Genomic DNA, 21,091 nt, shown 5'->3' on the forward strand with positions numbered 1-21,091 from the left:
GAGCAGGTCAGGATACCGTCGGAGCAAATGTCTGCTGCCACGCACCTCGCCAATCGTAAAGCTCCGCCGTCGTAGCATACTCACGTAGATACGAGATTTTGCCATCGTGCAGTGTGGCGATGGTTGCCCCGTCAAACCGCTTTTCCTCACCACGCCACCTATAGTGGAAAGCCCATTCGGCAGTTTCACCCTCAGCTGAGGTTCGTAGATCGCGGATCGTCCAGTCAATTACACGGCCGTTCTCAGCAAGCCAGGTCGATACCCATTGCGTTACACAATCGTGCCCGCGATAGATTGGTCCAAAGCTCTCAATGACGACGCAATCCGGAGCAAGCGTCGCGAGTATCGCGGCCACGTCGTGCGCCCGCCAACCAGCGATATACTTCTCAAGTTGCATCATCGTCGTAATCTCCTTCCCGTGGGCCTCTACCTTATTAGGCTACCCTGCGCCGCGTGGACGAGGCCAGCTTGAACGGGAGCCATCCCGGGCTCCCGGAAGCTGCCGTCTGCGCTCCACCCATTTTTCGCCATGGCGGCTTCCGCCCCATGCGTGGCAATGACGGTTGCCAATCGGAGGTGACTATGACATTCACGATCGAACCCATAGGGTATGTTCGAGGCGGCAGGGCCGATCCAATCGACGACGACTGGGGAAGCAGCCGAACGACGATCGAGTTGGACGAGGCGCAGGTTGGCGCCGAAGCGCTGGCGGGCTTGGATGCGTTCAGCCATGCCAAAATCATCTTCCTGTTCGACCGGGTTCCTGTTGAGAAGATCGAACGAGGTGCGCGTCACCCGAGGGGTCGCGAAGATTGGCCCCTCACGGGTATTTTAGCGCAACGAGGTAAGAACGGCCCCAATCGGCTCGGGGTGACCGTCTGCCGCGTGTTGAGCGTGAAAGGTTCGCGGCTCAACGTCGAGGGGCTGGACGCGATCGACGGAACGCCCGTAATCGACATCAAACCGGTGATGCGAGAGTTCCTGCCTCGCGGCGAGGTTCGCCAGCCAGAGTGGGTGGCTGAACTGATGGCGGCCTACTGGTAGCCTGAATTCCGTTTCTCGACCGTTTTCGGTACCGCAGCTATTGCCAGCGCCTTCCTAAAAGCTGCCTGTCCGCTCCCCACCCAATCTCGGCCATTCAGGCGAACGGTCGTGTCAAAAGCCGCCATTTGCCGCTAGTCCCAGGGGAACGTCCGCTTTCAGCTCGAACCCACCCGGGGACGGCCGAGATTGGGTGGAAAGCGGTCGTTCAAGGGCATTCATTGAACACGTAGCAGCCCACCACAATGGCGTTAAAGGGGAATGCGACCAAGGCTACGACAGCGACCCCTGACATAATGGCTGAGAAAGCGCGCCATTGCACTCGCCACACCAGCCAAAGCACCGCGCCGAGCCAAGCCAAAGCGAGCAAAAGGTAGCCGCCGAAACCCACTGCGGATGGGAGTACCCCAGGCGCGAGCAGTAGAAGGGCATATCCGAAAATCGAGACGATCAAGGTGCTCGTGGCGCGCATCTCATTGTTCTAAGCTGCGCTGCGAACGGCCGCAATTGGACGGGAGCAGACCGGCAGCTTTTCCATCATCAGCGGACAGTCTGCTTTTCCTCGACGACGGTGCCCGGCTGACGCTTGACGCGGGGGAGGGGCGGTCTTCCCCGTCGCTTTGGGGGCTCGGTCCCCAATCGGCCCTCGTCCAGAGCCATGCGCGGTGTAGCGAAAACGCCCACCGACCGTGAGTCTCGCGCCGGCGCGTTGTTGTTCCTTTGCCGATGATGAGGCGTCACAGCTTGAATTGCTGCCGCCATCGCGAGGGCAGCGCCAAGGCGCTTGTTCTCGACGATCTCGGCCTGGTTGACCCGCTGCATCTTGTCGTAGACCCGGTAGGGCAGGACCACTTCGCCGTGCCGCACCTCGATGCGGCCGTCAGGAAACTCGCAGACATGGACGCGCTTGCGGGCGAGCGTCCGCGCAAGCGGCGTCGGCTCCAGGATGAACATCGCCTTGTTGTAGTGGAGCGCCAGGGCGCCAGTGACCGAGCGCTCGACGCGCCAGACCATCTCGGCTTCCACATCCTCGTGCGGTGCGAGCGGCCGATGGGCGTCCCGAGGGTCCGCGGGTGGGCAGGCGAACTGAGCATTGTGGCGCAAGAGGTAAGAGGGGAGGAAGGTGTTGGCCTCTGCGATGGAGGAGATGCCTTCAAGCCGCATCGCTTTGACGAGGCGGTTTTGAAGCGTGCTGTTGGCCCGCTCGACCCGCCCCTTGGCCTGGGGCGAGTTGGCGCAGATGATCTCCACGCCTAGCTTGTCGAGGGCGCGGCCTAGGTGCGACATGCCGTCGCTGTCGGCGGTCGCGCGGTTGTTCCGAAAGGCGCTGTGCTTGTCCGAGTAGAAGGCGATCGGCTTGCCGTGCCGCTCGAGATAGGTCCGTGTAGCCTGCAGGTAGGAGAGGGCGCTCTCGCTCTCTGCCATCTCCAGGTGCATCAGCTCGCTGGTGGCGTCGTCAATATAGACTAGCAGGCTGCAGCGTGGGCCGCGGCCCTCGAACCAGTTATGGTCCGAGCCGTCGACCTGGATGAGCTCGCCGCGGCGCTCGCGCCGGTTTCGGGTATGGTGAAGCCTGGCGCGTTTGGCGGCCTTGGGTTTCCAAAGGCCGGCGCCGATCATCAGCTGCCGCAGCGTCTCGTGCGAGAGCGTGATGCCGTGACGCTCGGCGAGGTATTCAGCCGCCAGCGTGGGGCCGAAATCGGCATAGCGCTCGCGGACGATGGCGATGACATGCTGCCGGTAGGCATCGCTGAAACGCCTATTACTGGGGCGGCCGCGTTTCCGTGATACCAGGCCAGCAGCCCCGTCAGCGCGTAGCCGGCGGAGCAGCCGATATAGCTGACTGCGCTCCAGTCCGAGCAGCTGCATAGCCCGAGCTGGCCGAAGCTCGCCACGCTCGAGCCGCATCAAGGTGTCGAACCGATAGATCTCGGTATCGCTCATCGCCAGCACCGCCATCGCTGCACACCCTCATTGTCGAGGGCGCCTATGGACACGATCGGCTCAGCCAAGGCACCGTTGTGCCATTTCTATTTTGCTGAGCTGTGCCATTTGCACGTTGCGCTTACACCCACACCATAGACCTTAGATCGATAATATATATTATGTAAAGTCGAGGTGACGATGCGGACCGGGATGCAGCCGGTCGCTAATCGGTTGCCGCGGGCGCCTTCGGCTCCAGCACCAGTATGTTGCCTTCGACGCGCCAGCTGTGCAGCCGCGACAGGAAGTTCATGCCGAGCACGTCCAGTTCGCCGAAATTTTGTGACACCACCACGCCCAGATCGCGCATCTTCAGCGGTCCGAGCGTTATCTCGGCGATCCGCGCCCGACGCGCTGATACGCTGCCATTGGCCGTCTCGATGATTGCCGGCAGTCCTTCGGACGTCTGGATGCCTGCTTCCTTTGCCGTCCGCTCGGAAATCGCCGTGATCGTCGCGCCGCTGTCGATCAGCATGCGGCGCTCGACGCCGTTGAGTGTCACGCGCGCCCAGAAATGGCCGTCCGGGCTCATCCGGATCCGCATGGTGTCGCCCTCGACGCGCTGGTCCTCGAGCCCCAGCTTCGCACTCAGCGAAGACCAAGCCGCGGCCAATTCGTAGCGATGGCCGACGGCGAACAGCACCAGCAGCACGATCGCCGCCCAACCGAGCAGTGTCCGCAGGAACAGACCGAAGCCGATCCGCCGTACCGACAGCGCGCTGACCACCAGCACCAGTGCGCCGATCAGCCAGACCATGTTGACGCCGTCGGTTCCGTTCACGCGTGCAGCTCCAGCCCGTCATAGCCCGGCTCGACACCTTCGGGCAGTTCGGCAACGAGCGTCGCATAGTCCATGCTGTGGTCCATGTGGACCAGCGCTGAACGCGTCGGACGCAGTTCCTCGATCCAGCCCAGCACTTCGCTTAAGTGCGGATGCGTCGGATGCGGCGCGCGGCGCAGGGCGTCGACCACCCATACGTCGAGGCCGGTGTAGAGCTCCCGCATCTCGGCGGTCATCGCATGGAAATCCGTGGCATGTCCGACGACCTTGCCACCGCTTTCGAAGCGCATGCCCGCCGAGGTGATCCCGCCATGCGGCTGGTCGACGACGCGAACCGCGATGTCGCCGATCGTGAAGCTGTCCGGCATCGTCTCCAGCGCGACCACCGGCGGGTAGAACTTCCCTCTTCCCTCAAATACATAGTGGAACTTGCTATGCAATTGTTCGAAGGTGAACGGCCGCGCGAGACCACGTACCGGCGTGCCGCTACGCGCGTGCATTACCTGGCGCAGGTCGTCGATGCCGTGGCAGTGATCGGCATGGTCATGGGTCCACAGCACCGCGTCGACATCGGAAACCTCTGCCGTGATCAGCTGCGCGCGCATGTCCGGGCTGGTGTCGATCAGCAGCGTCGTGGTCGCGCTGCGGACCAGCACCGAGGAGCGCGTCCGCCGGTTGCGGGGCTCGTTCGGATCGCAGGCGCCCCAGTCGGGTCCGATGCGGGGCACGCCCGAGGACGTACCCGAGCCGAGGATGCGGATGCTCAGCACGAAGGGCAGGTCCCCTGCCCGGTCACGCCAGCGTCTTGGCGAAGAGCGTATGGAAGTTGGCGCGGGTCGCCTCGGCCAGCATTTCGGGATCCTCGCCACGAAGCTGCGCGAGGAACCTGCACGTGTCCGCCACGAAGGCAGGCTCGCCGGTCTTGCCCCGATGCGGCACCGGCGCGAGGAAGGGCGCGTCGGTTTCGATCAGCAGCCGATCCAGCGGCAGCGCGGCGGCGGTTTCCTGCAGGTCCTTAGCGTTCTTGAACGTCACGATACCCGAAATCGATATGTAGAAGCCGAGTTCCAGCGCAATCTCGCCAAAGGCCCGGCTGGCGGTGAAGCAATGGATCACGCCGGGGAAGGCCCCCTTCCCCATTTCCTCGCGCAGGATCTCGGCGGTGTCCTCCTCGGCGTCCCGGGTATGGACGATGATCGGCAGCTGCGTCTCGCGCGACGCCGCCAGGTGCGCGCGGAAGCTCGCCCGCTGGCGATCGCGGTCGCTGTGATCATAGTAATAGTCCAGCCCGCTCTCGCCGATGCCGACCACGCGCGGGTGCCGGGCGCGTTCGACCAGCTTGGCGGTGTCGACATGGGGGTGCGTGTCCGCCTCGTGCGGATGAATGCCGACGCTTGCCCAGACATCCGCCTCGCGCTCGGCGACGGCGATCACCTGATCCCACTCGTTCTCGCGCGTCGAGATGTTGAGCATCGCCACCACGCCCGCCTCACGCGCGCGCGCCAGCACCTCGGGCTGCTGTTCCCCGAGACCCTTGTAGATCAGGTGGCAATGGCTGTCGGCGAGCTTCATGCGTCCTCGGAAGCCTGGAGTTCAAGTCGCGGAAAGATGGGGGTCGGGGGTGCGATCTTGAAGTCCGCATCACCATCGGGGCCGAGCTGGGCGAGCAGCTTGGCCGCCGAGGTCGGCACCACGGGTTCGATCGTCGCGCCGAGCCGACGGATCGCCTTGAGCAGCGTGCCCAGCACCGCGTGCATCCGCTCTGGATCGGTCTTGCGCAGCGTCCAGGGGGCCTGCGCATCGATATACTGGTTGCAAGCGAACACACCGGTCATCCAGGCTTCGACGCCCTGGCTCAGCGCCAGATCCTGGAACGTCCGAGTGAAGGCGGCGCAGGCGGTGTCGACCTCGGCCAGCAGCACCGCATCGGCATCGTCAGCGCGGCCAGCCTGCACCGTGCCTTCGCAGTTCTTGGCGATGAAGCTCAGCGTGCGCTGCGCCAGATTGCCGAAGCTGTTCGAGAGATCGGCATTGGCGCGGGTGACGATCGCCTCGTCGCTGAACGTGCCGTCCTGGCCGAAGCTGACGTCGCGCAGCAGGAAATAGCGCAGCGCATCGACGCCGTAGGTTTCCGCCAGCTCCATCGGATCGACGACATTGCCGACCGACTTCGACATCTTCTCGCCGCGGTTGAGCAGGAAGCCGTGGCCGAACACCTGCTTGGGCAGCGCGATGTCGGCGGACATCAGGAAGGCGGGCCAATAGACGGTGTGGAAGCGGACGATGTCCTTGCCGATCAGGTGCAGATCGGCCGGCCAGTAGCGCGCCAGCCGCTCGGCATCGTCGGGGAAGCCGGCGCCGGTCAGATAGTTGGTCAGCGCGTCGACCCAGACGTACATCACATGCCCCGGCGAGCCCGGCACCGGCACGCCCCAGTCGAAGCTGGTGCGGCTGACCGAAAGGTCTACCAGCCCGCCCTCGACGAAGCGCAGCACCTCGTTGCGGCGCGATTCCGGGCGGATGAAGTCGGGGTTGGCGGCATAGAAGTCGAGGAGCGGCTGCTGGTACTTCGAAAGGCGGAAGAACCAGGTCTCCTCCTTGGTCCACTCCACCGGCGTGCCCTGGGGCGAGAGCTTCTGGCCCCCTTCCCCTTCGACCAGCTCCTTCTCCTCGTAAAAGGCCTCGTCGCGGACCGAATACCAGCCTTCGTACCGATCGAGATACAGGTCGCCCTTGGCCGCCATCTTCTCCCAGATCGCCTGGCTGGCGCGGTAGTGATCGGCCTCGGAGGTGCGGATGAAGCGATCGCACGAAATATCGAGTTTCTCCGCCATCACGCGGAAATGGTTCGACATTTCATCGGCGAGCTCGCGCGCGGTCATGTCGCGGGCGCGGGCAGTCTGCACCATCTTGAGGCCATGCTCGTCGGTGCCGGTCTGGAAGAACACGTCGCGACCCTGCTGGCGCTGGAAGCGCGCGATCGCGTCGGCGGCGATCATCTCATAGGCATGGCCGATATGCGGCTTGCCGTTGGGATAGTGGATAGCGGTGGTGATGTAGAAGGGGTCAGCCATGTCCGCCGCTTTAGGATGCGGCGCAGCAACGGGCAACCTGTACGCTCAGCGTCGCGCCAACCGCGCGAGGATGCCGCTCATCTCGAATACCGTGGCCGTGGCATCCAGCGACAGGCCCAGTGCCGCCCCGGCCAGTTCGCGTGCTGCGGCATAGGCATCGAGCGCGGTCCGCAGCGCTTCGCCCTCCAGCCGCTTGGCACGCGCGGCGATGAAGCTGGGCGTGCGCTCCAGAAAGGCTTCGTAGCGCGGCTGGGCGGCCTTGGCGCCGAGCTGGCGGCCGAGCCGGGTGCGCAGGGCGTTGTCCGGGTCCCCATGCTCGGCGAGCTGCGCCATGTCCGCCTCCAGTGCCGACAGGTCGAGCCCGGCGAAGCGAAGCGCGCGCCCGGGCGAGCCTTCGGCCGCCTCGACCAGCGCGGCGATCTCGATCTCGCTCGCCTCGGGGATCTGGCGGCGGAGCACCGTCGTCGTCTCGGCATCGCTTAGCGGCTCGAACCGCAGCAGCCGGCAGCGCGAGCGGATCGTCGGCAGCAACCGGCCCGGCGCATGGCTCACCAACAGGAAGATCGTCCCCGCCGGCGGCTCCTCGAGGTTCTTGAGCAGCGCGTTGGCACCGCCGCGCTCGAGATCGTCGATCGCGTCGATGATCACCACCCGGCGCGGGCTCAGCGAGGGCTTGGTCGCGAACAGCGGCTGGAGGCTGCGCACCTGCGCGATGGTGATCGAGCGGGCGAGCGCCTCGTCGGGCTTGTCGGCATCCTTGGGCAGCCGGGCGAGGACCTTGAGGTCCGGGTGGCTGCCCGCGGCGATCAGGCTCGCGGTGCGGGTTGTCTCCGGCACCTCCCAGCCGGGCATCAGCCGGTCGGGCTCGGCGGCCTCGGCCAGCATCCGCGCAGCCGCGATGCGGGCGAAGCCCCCCTTCCCCACGCCCTCGGGCCCGGCAATCAGCCAGGCATGGTGCAACGCGCCGCTCGCCATGGCGGCGGCGAGCGCGTCGCGGGCTTGGCTGTTGCCGATCAGGGCGTCGGCCAAGGCGATCAGGCCAGGTGGAGCAGCGACATCAGGCCGGCCCAGGCGCGGCCGAAGAACCCGGCCTGGCCGACATCCTCGGCGGCGACCAGCGGCAGCACCTGCTGCGGCATGCCTTCGCCCTCGATGATCAGGTCAGCGATATGGTCGCCCTTCTTGAAGCCGGCCTTCACCGGGCCCTGATAGACGATCTTGCCGGCAAGTTTCGGGCTCAGACCCGAGGGCAGCGTGATGTTGAGGTCGCGGGGTGCCACGACGGCAACCTTGTTGGCGGTGCCGCCCTGCACGTCGACGGTGCCGACGGTGCGGTCCTTCTTGACCACCGGCTTGGTGCTCCAGGCAGCGAAGCCCCAGCGCATGAAGCGGACGGATTCGTCGGCGCGGGCGCTGTAGCTGTTGACCCCGGCGAGCACCATCACGAGACGGCGGCCATTCTGCTCGGCCGAACCGGTGAAGCCGTAGCCTGCCTCTTCGGTGTGGCCGGTCTTGAGGCCGTCGGCACCGGGCACCTTGCCGAGCAGCGGATCACGGTTGCCCTGCTCGATATCCGCGCCGGCGCCCAGGGTCTTGCCCCATTTGAAGCTCGGCAGCGAATAGAAGGACTTGTAGAGATCGGGGAAGTCGCGGATCGTCGCAGCGGCAAGGTGCGCCAGATCACGCGCGGTCACATAGGTCCGGCCTTCATCGGGCCAGCCGTTCGACGTGCCGAAATGGCTGTTGGTGAGGCCGATCTTCTTGGCCCGATCGTTCATCAGGTTGACGAAGCCCTCCTCGGTGCCGGCGATGCCTTCCGCCAGCACGACGCAGGCGTCGTTGCCCGAGAGCGTCACGATGCCCTTGAGCAGGTCCGCCACGGTCGGCTGCTCGCCGACGCCGAGGAACATGGTCGAGCCCTGCGAGTGCCACTTCTTCCAGGTCTCGGGCCGCACCTCGATCTTCTGGTCGAGCTTGAGCTCGCCCTTCTTGATCAGGTCGAACGCGACATAGACCGTCATCATCTTCGCCATCGAGGCCGGCGGCATGCGGCGATCGGCATCCTTGGCGAACAGGATCGCGCCCGAGGACATGTCCTCCATGTACGCGATCGGCGCGGGCGTCGGGAAATCCGGGCCGGCGGCCTGCAGCGGAGCGGCGATGGCGAGCGCCAGGAACGAGGCGGCGGCGAGCTTCTTCATGATGATCGGTCCAGAACGCGAGTAATTACCCCTATCGGACCGTGGTGCGGCGCGCATCTCCGAACCCGGCCCGAACGGCCTCTGCCCGCGCCCGCTCCGCCGCCACCTCCGTCGCGAAGGGGCCGAGCTGGACACGATAGAGCCCGCCCCCTGCCTTTACGAAGCCGTGTAGCTTTTGGGCAAGCGCCTGTGCGCGTTCGGGCGAAGAAAGTGCGGCCACCTGCACCAGATAGCGGCCCTGCGCGGGCTTCGACGCGGCGGGCTTGGCGACTGGACGGGGTTTCGTCGGTGCCGCAGCGCTCGCGAGCGGGTGCGGGATGACGTCGACGATCGGATCGGATTGCGGCGGCGGCGGTGGCAGCGGTTCGCCAGGGGCGGTTTGCGGAAGCTGCAGCCGCAGGGCACGCAGCAGGGCGGGCGGCGAATCGATGCGGGGCTGGGCGGCGCCGGCGCTGCGCAGCGCTGCCTGATCCTCGGCAGAGGGACGCACGGCGCGGATCCGCACCGCCACTAGCCGGTCAGCGGGAACGCCGAGCTGGCTCGCAGCGCCTTCGGAGAGCGCGGCGATCGCACCGGGAACCTCGGAGGTCTCGGCGATGCGGACGAGGATCGTGCGGCCGCTGTCGAGCGCGGTCACCTCGGCATAGCTTTCCACCATTAGGCTCGGGCTTACCGCTAGCGCAGCGCCGCCCAGCCGCAGGACGGCGGCATAGCCGACGGCATCATAGCGCCCTTCCCCCGGCTCCAGCTGCGAGCTGCCGTGCGGCCCGGTCGGGGCGGCGGCCGGGTCCACATCCTGGGCATGCGCGTTCGCCGCGGCAAACAGCGCCAAGGCAAGCGTGATCGGTCTAGCGTTCCACTGCATCGGCCAGAAGGCCTACCGACAAAGCGTAAAAATTCGAGCAATTATAGTCGAGGATCACGCGGTAATTGCCGGTGAGCAGATAGGCGGTGGCGCCCTGCCCGTCGGGTTCGAGCAGCGTCGCCAGCACGTCGTCCCCCGGCCAGGCGCGGCCCTGCGGCACGATGCCGAGCGCACGCCATTCGGCCATCGTCTTCCACTGGCTCTGGCGGCCATGGACACGCGGACAGCGCGGGCTGGTGGTGCGGTTGGCGATCAGGCGGCGGTCGAGCGAGCCCGGGACGGATACCGCAAAGCCCCAGGGCACGCCCGCCCGCCAGCCGGCGTTTACGAAATAATTGCCGATCGAGGCCAGTGTGTCGGCATCGCTGTTCCAGATGTCTGCCACCCCGTCGCCATCGCCATCGCGGGCGAGGCGCAGATAGACGCTGGGGAGAAATTGCGGCCCGCCGAACGCGCCCGCCCAGCTGCCGACCAGCTTGTCGCGCGGCACACCGCGGTCGATCATCTTGAGCGTGGCGATGAATTCGTCGGCGAACAGCGCCCGGCGCCGCCCCTCATAGGCAAGGCTGGCCAGGGCGCGCGGCAGGTCGAACCCGCCCATCACCCGGCCATAATTGGTCTCGTGCCCCCAGATCGCGACCATGATCGATTCGGGCACGCCGGTCTCGCGCTCGATCGCCGAGAGCCGCCCGCGGGCGCGCAGATAGGCGGCGCGGCCACGGGTGATGCGATCGGCATCGACATGGCGGGCGCGATAGGGCGCGAAGGCAGGCACCGGCGCGTTGGGGCTGCTCTCCGGCTGCTGGCGGTCGAGCTCGACCACGCGCGCATTATAGGTGAGCGTCGGGATCACCGCATCGATCGCGCGGCGGCTCACCCCGGCGGCGGCGGCCTGGGCGGCGAGGGTCTGGAGATAGCTTTGAAAGCCCGCCTCGTCCTGCGCCAGCGCAGGGGTTGTCGGCACGGCGAGGGCAATGGCGAGGCCGGCAATCCCGGCGCGGTACGAGCGAATACGCAACATGGCCCGGCTGTTGCACAGCCGCGCGCCCACAGAAAGCCCGTGCGTCCGTCCGATACGACGAAAACCGCATCCGGTGGCGACCAAAGGAAAAACACCGGTCGCGCGGGGCGCGACCGGTGTCCTTCGATCCAGCGCACCTCAGGAGGTGCGGCGGGCGTGGTTCAGGCGAACGCGACGCGTGCGGTGTTGCGGCGACGCACCGCACCGCCGACGAACGCGAAGCCGCCGATCATCATCGCCCAGCTGGCGGGCTCGGGAACCGGGGCGAAGGTCGCCTGGGCGCCGTACGAGCCGTTGCCGCGCGACAGGCCCTTGATCACAATGGTGTTTTCCTTGCCGGCGACGATCGGCACGTCATTGGCGAACACCGCCTCGTTCAGGCCGCCATAGGTGCCGGTCAGCGCGACGCCGTTGAAGGTGACCGAGAACAGGTCGAGGTCGTTGGCTGCCTTGAGCTTCACCGCGCTGGTGTTGATCGAGGCGCTGCCCGTCAGATAGGCCGGCAGGGTGAAGGTGTAGATGTGCTCGAAGTTGCCGGCCTTGATGCCCGCCTTGCCGAAATCGGCCGAGTAGGTGCCGTCGACGCCCGGAACGATGTTCATGTTCGCGCCGGTGTAGTTCGTGGTGGTGATCACCGGGGCAGCCTGCGCGACGCCCGAGAAGGAGACGACGGCGGCAATGGCGCCGAGTGCCGGAAGAAGCTTGTTGATCATGAACCCTCTGTTTTCGCTGGAGTCGAAACGATTGCTGTAAGCCTCTTCCGAACTAGCCATCGCGGCGGCGGCTTCAACAAAGCGTTGGTCCCGAACGGGGACCGCGTCCCGGTCCGGAACAACGAAATGGCCTGCGTTTACGATCTTTGGCGCTTGAAGCCTCGCGACTCGAACGTGACAGCGCTGTGAAAGTCCTGTTGCGCGGGGGGGTGGATTGATCCGGAGACGAACTAGGACTAGGCGCTGCCGTCACGCGGAGAGGTGGCCGAGTGGTTTAAGGCAGCGGTCTTGAAAACCGCCGTGGGTGCAAGCTCACCGTGGGTTCGAATCCCACCCTCTCCGCCACCGAACGCCTGGGCGGTGTTCTCTACGTCGATTCGACGATCGGTAGCCGCGCCAGAGCGGTGCTGTCGAGCGGCGTCAGCAGCGCATTGTCCTTCACCCGGACCTCGGCCCATGGCAGCCGTCGCAGGGTCTCTCCGACCCCGCCCACGCCCCCTTCGCGTATGACGAGATGCGAAAGGCTGCCGCCCGCGCACGCCAGCATGGCATCCACCGCATAGGCAAGCACCTGCCCATCGCAGCCCTTCACCGGCATGCCGTCGAGGCCCGAGGCTGCGAATAGGTTCTCACCAGGGCTTTGCCGGCTGCGTTCCTGCTCCACATCTGCGGCATCACTGAAGCGGGCGCGGCGTCCCAGCCAGCGCCAGATGCCGAACAGGTCGACGAGGCCGAGGAAGATGTTGCTCCACAGCAACTGGGTCTGCTGCGTCGCGATCCCGACGACGATCCATGCGATCGCACCGATCGTGAACACGACGAACCCCCAGCCGGTGACACGCGCGCCGAGATTGGATGCCGTCATCAGGGCGGCGATGCAGGTAGCGGCGAGGGCCAGCCAGCCGGCGATGTCTGCCATCGATGCTCCTTCGCTCCCGTCTCCGTGCGGCGGCAGCGGGGACCGTCCCGACCGGCGCGTCGCTCTCAACGAGGCGGCGCGGCGAAGGGTCCTTGCCCACACGAAAGCAACCCCATCGTGCAGAGCTGCTTTACATCAGCAATACAGCTGCTAGCCTTGCGCACATTATCTCGACGGGGGAAGTATCGAATGCTGCAGATCGACAATCTCACGCATGTCTACGGCAACGGCACCCGGGCGCTGGACGGCGTGACGCTCGCGATCCCGCCGGGCATGTTCGGGCTGCTCGGCCCCAACGGCGCCGGCAAGTCGACTTTGATGCGCACCATCGCCACCCTGCAGACCCCGACCTCCGGCACCATCCGCTTCGGCGATCTAGACGTGATCGCCACGCCCGAGCTGCTCCGTCGGACGCTCGGCTATCTCCCCCAGGATTTCGGCGTCTACCCGCGCGTTTCGGCCTATGACATGCTCGACCATATGGCGGTGCTGAAAGGCATCGCAGGCCGCAGCGAACGCAAAGAGACGGTCGAGGCGCTGCTCCACCAGGTCAATCTCTGGGCCGTGCGCAAGAAGGCGCTCGCCGGCTTCTCGGGCGGCATGCGCCAGCGCTTCGGCATCGCCCAGGCGCTGATCGGCAATCCCCAGCTGATCATCGTCGACGAGCCGACCGCCGGCCTCGACCCCGAGGAGCGCAACCGCTTTCTCAACCTGCTCGCCGAGATCGGCGACAATGTCGTGGTGATCCTCTCCACCCATATTGTCGAGGATGTGGCCGATCTGTGCCCGCGCATGGCGGTGCTCGCCGGCGGGCGGGTGCTGCTCGAGGGCGCCCCGCTCGCGCTGATCGAGGAGACGCGCGGCCGGGTGTGGCAGAAGACCATCGCGCGCGACGAACTGGTGGCGCACCGCGAGCGCTACCGGGTGATTTCCACCCGGCTGTTCGCGGGTCGCACGATCATCCATGTCGTTTCCGACGGCGCGCCGGGCGACGGCTTCACCCCGGTCCAGGGCGGGCTGGAAGACGTGTATTTCTCGACGCTCGACGCCTCGCGTCGCGCAGCCTGAGGGAGGTGGCCATGTTCGCCGGCATCCTCGGCTTTGAGTGGCGCTACCAGCGCCGCAACCCTGTCTTCTGGGTCGCGATCGTCATCTTCTTCCTGCTCGCCTTCGGCGCGACCACGGTGGACCAGATCCAGATCGGCGCGGGCGGCAACGTCCACAAGAACGCGCCCTTCGCGATCGCGCAGATGATGCAGATCCTGACGCTGTTCTACATGTTCGTGGCGACGGCGTTCGTCGCCAACGTCGTGGTCCGCGACGACGAGACCGGCTTCGGCCCGATCGTCCGCGCCACCCGGGTCACCAAGAGCGCCTATCTGTTCGGCCGCTTCGCCGGGGCCTTCCTGGCGGCGGCGCTCGGCTTTCTCGCCGTGCCGGTGGCGGTGTGGATCGGCAGCCACATGCCCTGGGTGGATCCCGAGACGCTCGGGCCCAACCGGTTCGGCTATTTTCTCTCTGCCTATGTGGTGCTGGCGCTGCCCAACATCCTGCTGACCTCGGCGATGTTCTTCGCGCTGGCGACGATCACCCGTTCGATGATGGCCACCTATGTCGGCGTCGTCGCCTTCCTGATCCTGTTCTTCGTCGCGACCCTCGTGCTCGATCGCAACCCGGCCTATGAACTGGCCGGCGCCTATGCCGAGCCGTTCGGCCTCGGCGCGACCAGCTACCTGACCAAATACTGGACCGCCGCCGATCGCAACACGCTGACCATCCCGCTGGCCGGGCTGGTCCTGTGGAATCGGCTGATCGTGCTCGGCGTCGCGGCAGCGGCGCTGGCACTCGCCTATGCCCGGTTCGGTTTCTCGACCCGGCCCTCCAAGCAGGCGCGCAAGGCGGCCAAGGCGGCGGCCGCCGTGCCCGAGACGGTGGAAGCCCCCCGCCCCGCCAGCCCGCTGCCGATGCCGCGCTACGACCGCAGCGCTGCCTGGACCCAGCTCGTCGTGCGCACGCGGCTCGAAATGGCGCAGGTGTTCAAGAGCCCGGCCTATTTCGTGCTGCTCGCGCTCGGCCTGTTCAACGCGATGGCCTCGTTGACCGATCTCGGCGAGGTGTTCGGCACGCCCGTGCTGCCGGCGACGCGGGTAGTGATCGATTTGCTGAAGGGCGCCTTCGGGCTGATCCCGCTGATCATAGCCATCTATTATGCCGGCGAGCTCGTCTGGCGCGAGCGCGACCGCAAGATGCACGAGATCGTCGACGCGAGCGCGATCCCCGATTGGGCCTTCGTACTGCCCAAGGCACTGGCGGTGACGCTGGTGCTGTTCTCGACGCTGGTCGTGAGCGTGATCGGCGGCATGATCATGCAGCTGGTCCATGGCTACAGCGATTTCGAGCTGGGCAAGTATCTGCTCTGGTACGTGCTGCCGGAAACCGTCGACTATGCCCTGCTCGCGGTGCTGGCGGTGTTCCTCCAGGCGCTCAGCCCGCACAAGTTCGTCGGCTGGGGGCTGATGGTGGTCTACATCATCGGCCGGGTGACGCTGGGCAATCTCGGCTTCGGCGACGTGCTCTACAACTACGCCCAGGGCCCGCGCGTGCCGCTGTCCGACATGAACGGCCAGGGGACGTTCTGGATCGGCGCCTGGTGGCTGCGGCTCTACTGGTCGGCCTTCGCGGTGCTGCTGCTGGTCCTCGCCCATGGCCTGTGGCGGCGCGGTACCGAGACGCGGCTGCTGCCGCGCCTTCACCGCCTCCCCCGCAAACTGGCGAGTGGCGCCGGCCTGGTCGGCGGTGCGGCGCTGGCGGTGTTCGTGGCGACCGGCGTGTGGGTCTATATCAACACCCATGTCTGGAACGTCTATCGCACCCCGATCAGCGACGAGCGCGACCTTGCCGACTATGAGAAGACGCTGCTGCCGTTCGAGCGCGTGCCGCAGCCCTCGGTAGAGTCGGCCCGCGTCGCGGTGGACATCCGCCCGCAGCAACCGGGCCTCACCGCCGCCGGCCGGCTGACGCTGGTCAATCGCACCGGCAAGCCGCTCGATGCCATCCATGTCCGCATGGGCGACCGGATCACCAGGCTGGTCGCGGTGACGATACCGGGCGCCAGCGTCGCCAAGGATTACCCCCGCTTCCAGTACCGCATCTACCACCTCGCCACGCCGCTGGCGCCGGGGGCGACGACCACACTCGACTTCCGCACCGAGCGGCGCCAGCGCGGTTTCGCCAATGGCGGCAACGACACCCGCGTCGTCAGCAACGGCACCTTCGTCAACAACGCCGAGTTCGTGCCGGTACTGGGTATAGAACGCTCCGGCATGCTGCAGGATCGTGCCAAGCGCCGCAAATACGGCCTGCCGTCCGAACTCCGCCCGCCCAAGCTGGAGGACCTGGCAGGCACCCGGTTCAGCGCTTTCCACACCGACTGGATCCAGACCGACATCACCGTCTCAACCGACGCCGACCAGACGCCGCTCGCGCCGGGCGACAAGGTCGCCGATCGCACCCAGGGCGGCCGCCGCACCGCGCGGTTCGTCACTTCGGTGCCGATCCTGAACTTCTATTCGGTGCAGTCGGCCCGCTACCGGGAGAAGCATCTCCAGCACAACGGCATCGATCTGGCGGTCTATTACGACGCCCAGCACGGCGCCAATGTCGACCGAATGCTCGCCGCCTTCCGCCATGGGCTCGACTATTACCAGCCGTCGTTCGGGCCCTATCAGTTCCGCCAGGCGCGGATCATCGAGTTCCCCGATTATGCCCAGTTCGCCCAGGCGTTCGCCGGCACCATGCCCTATTCGGAAGGCATCGGCTTCATCGCCGACCTCTCGGACCCCGAGAAGATTGACTACGTCACCTATGTCGCCGCCCACGAGCTGGGGCACCAATGGTGGGCACATCAGGTCGTCACCTCCGACAACCAGGGCGCGACGATGGGCGTGGAGACGCTGGCGCAATATTCGTCGCTGATGGTGATGGAGCACCTCTATGGCCGCGACCAGATCCGCCGCTTCCTCAAATACGAGCTCGATCGCTATCTGCGCAGCCGCGGCGGCGAGGTGATCGAGGAACTGCCGCTCGCCCGGGTCGAGAACCAGCCCTATATCCACTATCGCAAGGGCAGCCTCGCCATGTACCGCTTGAAGGACGAGCTGGGCGAGGCGCGGGTCGACGCGGCGCTCAAGCGCTACGACGCCAAATGGCGCTTCCAGGGCCCGCCCTACCCGCGCAGCCTCGACCTGATCGCCGAGTTCCGCGTCGGCGCGACGCCGGCCGAGAATGCGCTGATCACCGATCTGTTCGAGCGGATCACGCTGTACGACATCAAGACCCGCTCTGCGGTGGTGAAGAAGCTGCCCGACGGCCGCTGGCGCACCACGCTGACGATCGAGGCGCACAAGCTCTATGCCGACGGCAAGGGCAAGGAGACCGAAGCGCCGATGGCCGAGCAGGCCGAGTTCGGCGCGTTCGCCGCGATGCCGGGCCGCGGCAGCTTCGCGGCGAAGGACGTCCTCGTGCTACAGCGGCTGCCGATCCGCACCGGCGTGCAGACCATCACGCTGGATACCAAGGCGAAGCCGGCGTTCGCGGGTGCGGATCCGTACAATGTCCGCATCGATCGCAACTCCGACGACAATGTGATTGCGACCAGCGGGGGCTGAGGAACCCTGCAGGTACCACGGTAGGGGGATCGGGCGCTGTTCGAGGCGCTTGATCCCCCCTGCCCTTGCCCCTAGACGCTGCCGGGAACCAACCTGTCTCAGGAAAGCGAGCTTATGGCGAAGATCAAGGTAGCAACGCCCGTCGTGGAGATCGACGGCGACGAAATGACGCGGATCATCTGGGAATGGATCCGCGAGCGCCTGATCCTTCCGTACCTCGACATCGATCTGAAGTATTACGATCTCTCCGTGCAGAAGCGCGACGAGACCAATGACCAGATCACCATCGATTCGGCCAATGCGATCAAGCAGTACGGCGTCGGCGTGAAGTGCGCGACGATCACCCCGGACGAGCAGCGCGTCGAGGAATTCAGCCTCAAGAAGATGTGGAAATCGCCGAACGGCACGATCCGCAACATCCTGGGCGGCGTGATCTTCCGCGAACCGATCGTGATCTCCAACGTCCCGCGCCTGATCCCGGGCTGGACCAAGCCGATCGTCGTCGGCCGTCACGCCTTCGGCGACCAGTACAAGGCGACCGACTTCAAGGTGCCCGGCAAGGGCAAGCTGACCATGAAGTGGGAAGGCGAGAATGGCGAGACGATCGAGCACGAGGTGTTCGACTTCCCGCAGGCCGGCGTCGCCATGGGCATGTACAATCTCGACGAGTCGATCCGCGATTTCGCGCGCGCCTCGATGAACTATGCGCTCGGCCGCAACTGGCCGCTGTACCTGTCGACCAAGAACACGATCCTCAAGGCCTATGACGGCCGCTTCAAGGACATCTTCGCCGAGGTGTTCGAGACCGAGTTCAAGGACCAGTTCCAGAGCGCCGGCATCGTCTACGAGCACCGCCTGATCGACGACATGGTCGCCTCGGCGCTCAAGTGGCACGGCGAGTTCGTCTGGGCCTGCAAGAACTATGACGGCGATGTCCAGTCGGACCAAGTCGCGCAGGGCTTCGGCTCGCTGGGCCTGATGACCTCGGTGCTGATGACCCCGGACGGCAAGACGATCGAGGCGGAAGCGGCGCACGGCACCGTCACCCGCCACTATCGCCAGCACCAGCAGGGCAAGGCGACCTCGACCAACCCGATCGCATCGATCTTCGCGTGGACCGGCGGCCTCAAGTATCGCGGCAAGTTCGACGGCACCCCCGAGGTGACCCGCTTCGCCGAGACGCTGGAGCGCGTCTGCATCGAGACCGTCGAGAGCGGCAAGATGACCAAGGATCTGGCGCTGCTGATCGGCCCGGACCAGGCCTGGATGACCACCGAGCAGTTCTTCGAGGCGATCCGCGTCAACCTCGAAACCGCGATGGGCAGCTGGCAGTAAGCCGCTTCTCCCTACGTAAAGCTACGGAAAAGCCCGCCTCTGGCGGGCTTTTCTACTTGCAATGCCGGGCCTCGCATCGTCTCTAGGGGGCATGACCGAGCGAGCAAAACCCGCCACCGGCCATCGGCCTTTCTGTTCCTCCCTGCCCCGCCCCGCACTTCGCCTTCGGGACATCGCATGCTGAGCCTGTCCAACCACGGCTTCAGCGATACGCTGGTAATTCTCGGCGCCGCGGGCCTCGTCATTCCCGCCTTCGCGCGCTTCCGCATCAGCCCGGTGATCGGGTTCATCCTTGCCGGGCTGCTGGTCGGGCCGTTCGGGCTCGGCAGCCTGGTCGGCCAGGCGCCGTGGCTCTACTACCTGACGATCTCGGACGCGCACTCGATCGAGCCGTTCGCCGAGTTCGGCATCATCCTGCTGCTGTTCTCGATCGGGCTCGAACTGTCGTTCAAGCGGCTCTGGGCGATGCGATCGCTGGTGTTCGGCACCGGTGCGGCCGAGCTGTTCGGATCGGGGCTGATCCTCGCGGCCCTGCTCTATCTCACCGGGCTCAGCACCGGGGGCGCGATCGGGCTGGGTCTCGCGCTCGCCCTCTCCTCCACCGCGCTGGTGATCCCGATTGCGGGGACGACCAGCCCCGTCGGCCGCGCCGCCTTTGCGATGCTGCTGTTCGAGGATCTGGCGCTGGTGCCGATCATCTTCGGCCTCGGCGCGATGGCACCCAATCCGGACGGCGCCGGCGTCACCAAATTGCTGATGACGCTGGGTATCGGCGCGGCGACCGTCGCGGTGCTGTTCATCGGCGGACGGATCGTACTACCGCGTATGTTCGCCCAGGCCGCGCGGACCAAGAGCCCCGAACTCTTCCTCGCCGCCAGCCTGCTCGTCGTGATCGTCGCCAGCCTGGCGACCACCGCCGCCGGTCTCTCGCCGATCGTCGGCGCGCTGATCGCGGGCCTGCTGATCGCCGAGACCGAATATCACGGCGAAGTCGAAGCGATCACCGCGCCGTTCAAGGGCCTCGCGCTGGGCGTGTTCCTGCTCACCGTCGGCATGCAGCTCGACCTCGGCTTCGTCGCCGCCAATTGGGCGGCACTGCTCGGCGCGAGCCTGCTGGTGATGGTGGTAAAGGTCGCGGTGACGACCCTGCTGCTACGCTGGTCGGGCGCGCGCATGGGCACCGCGGCGGAGACCGGCGTGCTGATGGCGAGCCCGTCAGAGACCACGCTGATCGTGCTCGGCGTTGCCGGTGCCGCTGGACTGATCGCGCCGGGCACCGCCGCCTTCTGGAGCGCGGTCACCGCGATCGGCCTCACCGCCACGCCGCTGCTCGCCAAGGCCGGACGCGGTGCGGCGCGCAAGATCGAAGGCAAGAACGGCGCGCAGATCGCCGAGGAAGATCTCGCCCCGGTCGAGGGCGGCACCGTCGTCATCGGCTTCGGTCGCGTCGGCCGTACCGTCGCCGAGATGCTGCGCCGCCACGACAAGCCCTATGTCGCCGTCGATGCCGATATCGACAGCGTCGTCCGCGGCCGACGCGCCGGCTTCCACGTGCTGTTCGGCGACGTCACCCGCAGCGAACTGGTTGACCAGCTCCAGCTCGGGCGCGCCAAGGCACTGGTACTGACGATGGACGACCCGGTGCTGACCGTACGGCTGACCAAGCGGGTGCGCGGCTGGGTGCCGACGCTGCCGATCATCGCCCGCGCGCGCGATGCGGCCCATGCGGCCGAGCTCTATCGCGCCGGCGCGACCGATGCGGTGCCGGAGGCGATGGAAAGCTCGCTGCAATTGTCCGAGGCGCTGCTGGTCGATCTCGGCCTCGGCGTCGGGCCGGTGATTGCATCGATCCACGAAAAGCGCGACGAGATGCGCCGCTCGATCAAGGAAGCCGCCGGTCTGCAACGCGACCCGCGACTGACGCGGTCGCGGCTGAACGCCACCGCTGAACCCGACAAGGTCCAACCATAATGCTGCTTTCCCTCGCCCTCGCCCTGCTCGCCCCCGTGCAGGGCGAAGCCGTCCCCGATCCGCTCGCTCCGGCCAAGGCCGGGCGCATCCGCTGCATCGATCCCGATCGCAGCGCGCGGACCTGCGGCACGATCGTCCGCTACACGTTGCGCGGCGACGGCGCGTTCGACGCGCTGGTGACCGGCGTGGTCAACCGCGATCCCGTGATCGTGCTCGAATATTCCACCTTCGGCCAAGTGCGCGACGGGATGGTGTGCAGCCGCGTCCGCCCCGCCGACTTCAACAGCGGCAAGCTGACCAGCAACGGCACGGCGCTCAGCCCTGCGCTGGAGGCCAATACGCGCCTCAAGCTGATGGAAGCGCTCCAGCCGCTCGCCGGGCATGAGCGCTGCTATCGCGATGCCGGTGCGGGCGAGCTGACCGTCAACGTCACCATCGACGGCCTGCTGCGCCCGGATATGAGCCAGACGGCAATCTGGGTGCTGCCCGAGGACGGCTACGCCCCCGGGCGCTGACCCTT

At 66.4% G+C, this 21,091-nt stretch carries 18 protein-coding genes and 1 tRNA gene; 7 read left to right on the top strand and 12 right to left on the bottom strand.

Annotation, left to right across the window (positions count from 1 at the left end):
• Window positions 1–7: 7 nt before the first annotated feature.
• On the bottom strand, window positions 8–400 hold the full coding sequence (locus tag ABIC35_RS04875; RefSeq protein ID WP_121077176.1) for a nuclear transport factor 2 family protein: 393 nt from the start codon (window positions 398–400) through the stop codon (window positions 8–10).
• 182 nt (window positions 401–582) lie between these two features.
• Here ABIC35_RS04875 and ABIC35_RS04880 point away from each other — a divergent pair, with 182 nt between their 5' ends.
• Window positions 583–1,044 (top strand): SAM-dependent methyltransferase, encoded by a 462-nt coding sequence (locus ABIC35_RS04880; RefSeq protein WP_121079390.1) that lies wholly within the window; start codon window positions 583–585, stop codon window positions 1,042–1,044.
• A 537-nt stretch (window positions 1,045–1,581) separates the two neighbouring features.
• Here ABIC35_RS04880 and ABIC35_RS04885 read toward each other — a convergent pair.
• From ABIC35_RS04885 to ABIC35_RS04930, 10 genes are all read right to left on the bottom strand, one after another.
• The gene (locus ABIC35_RS04885; RefSeq protein ID WP_121077180.1) at window positions 1,582–3,000 is read right to left on the bottom strand and encodes an ISNCY family transposase; all 1,419 of its coding nucleotides are present in this window, start codon (window positions 2,998–3,000) and stop codon (window positions 1,582–1,584) included.
• 190 nt (window positions 3,001–3,190) lie between these two features.
• Window positions 3,191–3,805, bottom strand: coding sequence for a retropepsin-like aspartic protease family protein (locus tag ABIC35_RS04890; RefSeq protein WP_121077182.1), 615 nt, complete (start codon window positions 3,803–3,805; stop codon window positions 3,191–3,193).
• Entirely contained in the window at window positions 3,802–4,572 is a 771-nt protein-coding gene (locus tag ABIC35_RS04895; protein ID WP_121079392.1) for an MBL fold metallo-hydrolase, read from the bottom strand. Before ABIC35_RS04895 ends, ABIC35_RS04890 begins: the two co-directional genes overlap by 4 nt.
• 25 nt (window positions 4,573–4,597) lie before the next feature.
• A complete protein-coding gene (locus tag ABIC35_RS04900; RefSeq protein WP_121077184.1) occupies window positions 4,598–5,377 on the bottom strand; it encodes a TatD family hydrolase in 780 nt (259 codons plus the stop codon).
• Complete coding sequence (gene metG / locus ABIC35_RS04905; RefSeq protein WP_121077186.1) at window positions 5,374–6,879, bottom strand: methionine--tRNA ligase; 1,506 nt, start codon at window positions 6,877–6,879, stop codon at window positions 5,374–5,376. The genes ABIC35_RS04900 and metG overlap by 4 nt, the downstream gene beginning before the upstream one ends.
• A 45-nt stretch (window positions 6,880–6,924) precedes the next feature.
• On the bottom strand, window positions 6,925–7,908 hold the full coding sequence (locus tag ABIC35_RS04910; RefSeq protein WP_121077188.1) for a DNA polymerase III subunit delta': 984 nt from the start codon (window positions 7,906–7,908) through the stop codon (window positions 6,925–6,927).
• Window positions 7,909–7,913: 5 nt separating this feature from the next.
• The gene (locus tag ABIC35_RS04915; protein WP_121077190.1) at window positions 7,914–9,080 is read right to left on the bottom strand and encodes a D-alanyl-D-alanine carboxypeptidase family protein; all 1,167 of its coding nucleotides are present in this window, start codon (window positions 9,078–9,080) and stop codon (window positions 7,914–7,916) included.
• Between the two features lie 31 nt (window positions 9,081–9,111).
• On the bottom strand, window positions 9,112–9,945 hold the full coding sequence (locus ABIC35_RS04920; protein ID WP_147425876.1) for an SPOR domain-containing protein: 834 nt from the start codon (window positions 9,943–9,945) through the stop codon (window positions 9,112–9,114).
• Window positions 9,929–10,966 carry a lytic murein transglycosylase gene (locus ABIC35_RS04925; protein ID WP_121077193.1) on the bottom strand — a complete coding sequence of 346 codons (1,038 nt, stop codon included), beginning with the start codon at window positions 10,964–10,966 and terminating at the stop codon, window positions 9,929–9,931. Before ABIC35_RS04925 ends, ABIC35_RS04920 begins: the two co-directional genes overlap by 17 nt.
• Window positions 10,967–11,127: 161 nt before the next feature.
• A complete protein-coding gene (locus ABIC35_RS04930; RefSeq protein WP_121077195.1) occupies window positions 11,128–11,679 on the bottom strand; it encodes an FxDxF family PEP-CTERM protein in 552 nt (183 codons plus the stop codon).
• 255 nt (window positions 11,680–11,934) lie between these two features.
• Here ABIC35_RS04930 and ABIC35_RS04935 point away from each other — a divergent pair.
• Window positions 11,935–12,024, top strand: a tRNA-Ser gene (locus tag ABIC35_RS04935).
• A 22-nt stretch (window positions 12,025–12,046) separates the two neighbouring features.
• Here the strand turns inward: ABIC35_RS04935 and ABIC35_RS04940 are convergent.
• Window positions 12,047–12,598, bottom strand: coding sequence for a PRC-barrel domain-containing protein (locus tag ABIC35_RS04940; protein WP_121077197.1), 552 nt, complete (start codon window positions 12,596–12,598; stop codon window positions 12,047–12,049).
• Window positions 12,599–12,787: 189 nt separating this feature from the next.
• On the opposite strand from ABIC35_RS04940, the gene ABIC35_RS04945 reads away from it, so the two are divergent.
• The 5 genes from ABIC35_RS04945 to ABIC35_RS04965 all read left to right on the top strand — a co-directional run bounded on the left by ABIC35_RS04945 (window position 12,788) and on the right by ABIC35_RS04965 (window position 21,086).
• Window positions 12,788–13,666, top strand: a complete 879-nt coding sequence (locus tag ABIC35_RS04945) for an ABC transporter ATP-binding protein (protein WP_121077199.1) — start codon at window positions 12,788–12,790, stop codon at window positions 13,664–13,666.
• Window positions 13,667–13,677: 11 nt separating this feature from the next.
• A complete protein-coding gene (locus tag ABIC35_RS04950) occupies window positions 13,678–17,265 on the top strand; it encodes an ABC transporter permease/M1 family aminopeptidase (RefSeq protein WP_121077201.1) in 3,588 nt (1,195 codons plus the stop codon).
• Window positions 17,266–17,379: 114 nt separating this feature from the next.
• On the top strand, window positions 17,380–18,600 hold the full coding sequence (locus tag ABIC35_RS04955; RefSeq protein ID WP_121077203.1) for an NADP-dependent isocitrate dehydrogenase: 1,221 nt from the start codon (window positions 17,380–17,382) through the stop codon (window positions 18,598–18,600).
• 177 nt (window positions 18,601–18,777) lie between these two features.
• On the top strand, window positions 18,778–20,571 hold the full coding sequence (locus ABIC35_RS04960; RefSeq protein ID WP_121077205.1) for a cation:proton antiporter domain-containing protein: 1,794 nt from the start codon (window positions 18,778–18,780) through the stop codon (window positions 20,569–20,571).
• Window positions 20,571–21,086 carry a hypothetical protein gene (locus tag ABIC35_RS04965; protein WP_121077207.1) on the top strand — a complete coding sequence of 172 codons (516 nt, stop codon included), beginning with the start codon at window positions 20,571–20,573 and terminating at the stop codon, window positions 21,084–21,086. Before ABIC35_RS04960 ends, ABIC35_RS04965 begins: the two co-directional genes overlap by 1 nt.
• Window positions 21,087–21,091: the final 5 nt, after the last annotated feature.

The organism is Sphingomonas trueperi, from assembly GCF_040545965.1.
Classification (GTDB): Bacteria; Pseudomonadota; Alphaproteobacteria; order Sphingomonadales; family Sphingomonadaceae; genus Sphingomonas; species Sphingomonas trueperi_C.

Bases quoted from the DNA above. Each gene is read 5' to 3' on its own strand.
- ABIC35_RS04875 (WP_121077176.1), bottom strand. From the start codon at position 400: ATGATGCAACTTGAGAAGTATATCGCTGGTTGGCGGGCGCACGACGTG.
- ABIC35_RS04880 (WP_121079390.1), top strand. From the start codon at position 583: ATGACATTCACGATCGAACCCATAGGGTATGTTCGAGGCGGCAGGGCC.
- ABIC35_RS04885 (WP_121077180.1), bottom strand. From the start codon at position 3,000: ATGGCGGTGCTGGCGATGAGCGATACCGAGATCTATCGGTTCGACACC.
- ABIC35_RS04900 (WP_121077184.1), bottom strand. From the start codon at position 5,377: ATGAAGCTCGCCGACAGCCATTGCCACCTGATCTACAAGGGTCTCGGG.
- metG (WP_121077186.1), bottom strand. From the start codon at position 6,879: ATGGCTGACCCCTTCTACATCACCACCGCTATCCACTATCCCAACGGC.
- ABIC35_RS04915 (WP_121077190.1), bottom strand. From the start codon at position 9,080: ATGAAGAAGCTCGCCGCCGCCTCGTTCCTGGCGCTCGCCATCGCCGCT.
- ABIC35_RS04920 (WP_147425876.1), bottom strand. From the start codon at position 9,945: ATGCAGTGGAACGCTAGACCGATCACGCTTGCCTTGGCGCTGTTTGCC.
- ABIC35_RS04925 (WP_121077193.1), bottom strand. From the start codon at position 10,966: ATGTTGCGTATTCGCTCGTACCGCGCCGGGATTGCCGGCCTCGCCATT.
- ABIC35_RS04930 (WP_121077195.1), bottom strand. From the start codon at position 11,679: ATGATCAACAAGCTTCTTCCGGCACTCGGCGCCATTGCCGCCGTCGTC.
- ABIC35_RS04940 (WP_121077197.1), bottom strand. From the start codon at position 12,598: ATGGCAGACATCGCCGGCTGGCTGGCCCTCGCCGCTACCTGCATCGCC.
- ABIC35_RS04945 (WP_121077199.1), top strand. From the start codon at position 12,788: ATGCTGCAGATCGACAATCTCACGCATGTCTACGGCAACGGCACCCGG.
- ABIC35_RS04950 (WP_121077201.1), top strand. From the start codon at position 13,678: ATGTTCGCCGGCATCCTCGGCTTTGAGTGGCGCTACCAGCGCCGCAAC.
- ABIC35_RS04955 (WP_121077203.1), top strand. From the start codon at position 17,380: ATGGCGAAGATCAAGGTAGCAACGCCCGTCGTGGAGATCGACGGCGAC.
- ABIC35_RS04960 (WP_121077205.1), top strand. From the start codon at position 18,778: ATGCTGAGCCTGTCCAACCACGGCTTCAGCGATACGCTGGTAATTCTC.
- ABIC35_RS04965 (WP_121077207.1), top strand. From the start codon at position 20,571: ATGCTGCTTTCCCTCGCCCTCGCCCTGCTCGCCCCCGTGCAGGGCGAA.